Source organism: Frankia sp. KB5 (assembly GCF_002099325.1).
Lineage (GTDB): Bacteria > Actinomycetota > Actinomycetes > Frankiales > Frankiaceae > Frankia > Frankia casuarinae.
This window is the reverse complement of sequence record NZ_MRUJ01000384.1, coordinates 1-1,899: the sequence shown is the minus strand read 5'-3', so window position 1 is coordinate 1,899 and position 1,899 is coordinate 1. Positions and strand designations below refer to the sequence as shown.

Genomic DNA, 1,899 nt, shown 5'->3' with positions numbered 1-1,899 from the left:
CCGCAGCGCGACCAGGCTGTCCGGTTCCCCGAGCGCCTCCAGCCGGCTCACGGCCAGGCGCATCCGCCCGTCGGCCGCCGGCTCGACCCGCACCGGGCTGTCCGGTCCGGCCTCGGCGAGCCGGTCGACGGTCTGGCGCCACGCGGCGTCCAACGAGCCGGCGAGCTCACGCAGGTGGGTCTCGACCGGGGCGGCCAGGCCGAGACCGGCGAGCACCTCGCCGCGGACCCGATCCCATCCCTCGCCGGCGAGCAGCCGGGCCCGCGGGTCAGACCATCGCTGCGAACGCACGGCGAACACGTCGCGCCGGCGCAGCGCCCGATGCAGCTGCTCCAGCACGCACAGCACGTAGCCGTCGCGGTCGACCGTGCCAGCCGGCAACGTCGGGTTGGCCAGCACCGCGCGCCGCCACACCGGCGGCACCAGATCGATGTCGACCTCGTCCGGGCGGATCCGGCGACGGCCGACCAGGTTCGGCAGTAGCCGGACCGCGTCGAGGACCGGCTGGCCGTCGCCGGTCGCTGCCAGCGGCAGCGCCTCGGCGAGCAGGAGGAGAAAAGGGCGGACCGTGCCGTAACGGCGGGCCAGCTCGGCGCGCATCACCGTCTCCAGGCCGGCGTCGCCGGGCACCAGCTCCTCGACCAGAGCGGCGGCCTCCAGCACCCGTTCCCGCGGCGCGACCTGCTCCACGACCGCCCAGGCTGCGGCGACGTCGAGCGCCTCGCCGGCCGTGCCGGCCAGCAGGCCCAGCAGCGCGGACGCCGCGCCGGCGAGGGTGACCGACGCCTTCTCCAGCTTCGGCAGGACGGCGAGGCGTTCCTGCTGCGCGGCGCGACGCGCCGGGTTGAGCAGCCGGGTGGCCATCAGCACGTCGAACAGGTCCAGGGCGTCGTCGACCGCCGCCGCTTCCAGACCGCGCACCGTCGCCAGCAGGGTCGCGGTACGCCGCGGCTCGGCGAGCTCGCGTAGCAGCGGCGCCTTGGCCGCCAGGCCGTAGCGGGCCAGCGTCGCCAGCCGGTTCGCTGGCACCCCCGACACATCCGCCGCGCCGGCGCCCACCACGATGACCTCGCCGGCCCGTGACAGCGCCCGCTCCAAGCCCGGCCCCGACGTCCGCGTCGGCCCCCGCCGCAGCCRCTCCAGCTCGCTTACCCGGGCACCCGGCGCCACCTCGAGGAGACTGCGCAGCCGTCCGGCCAACTGCGGATCGGCCTGCTCAGCCGCGACGGCGAGCTCCTGGTGCACCCGGTCGGTGGCCTCGCTGCGCACGGAGACCACCAGACGGGCCAGAACACTCACCCCTGGCAACAGCACCCGGCTACGGCGCAGCCACGCCGTGGCCTGACCGAACAGCGCCACCGGACCCTCTGCCTGCGTCCACGCCCGGCTCGCCAGGAACGCCCGCAGCTCCGTGGCTGCCTGCGGGTCGGCGAAGTCCCGGTAGCCGTAGACCGACCGGATCTCCCGAGCATGCTCATGCTGCGTCGGCAGCCGCTCGGTGTACCGCTTCACCACCGACGAGTCCGCAACGTCCAGCTGGCCCGCGAGATAGTCCACCACCACCCACGGCACCTCCAGCGGATCGCTCAGGAACGTCCCAAGGAACCGCACCGTGCCCAGCTGAACGGCGAACCCCAGACGCGAGTGCTCGCCCCGGCGCCGGACGACGAGCTCCCGGTCGGCGTCATCCAGAAAGAAGAACCGCTCCAACTCAGCCCGCACAGGTTCACCATCGAACCGCCCGTACGCCGCAACCTGCTCATCCGTCAGGAACTCCACCGGCACACACAGATCATCGACCCGGCGACCGCCAGCGACCGAACCGCCCTAACCGTTCAATCCTGCGCGGTTCTTCCTCGGACCCCTTACCGGCACCCCAAGTAGGGCGACCGCGCCAGC

The 1,899-nt window shown here is 73.9% G+C and carries 1 protein-coding gene; it reads right to left on the bottom strand.

Going from position 1 to position 1,899, the window contains the following annotated elements; genetic code table 11:
• A partial coding sequence (locus KBI5_RS24620) for a DUF4158 domain-containing protein (RefSeq protein ID WP_277870135.1) occupies positions 1-1,779 on the bottom strand: 1,779 nt, incomplete at its 3' end.
• Positions 1,780-1,899: the final 120 nt, after the last annotated feature.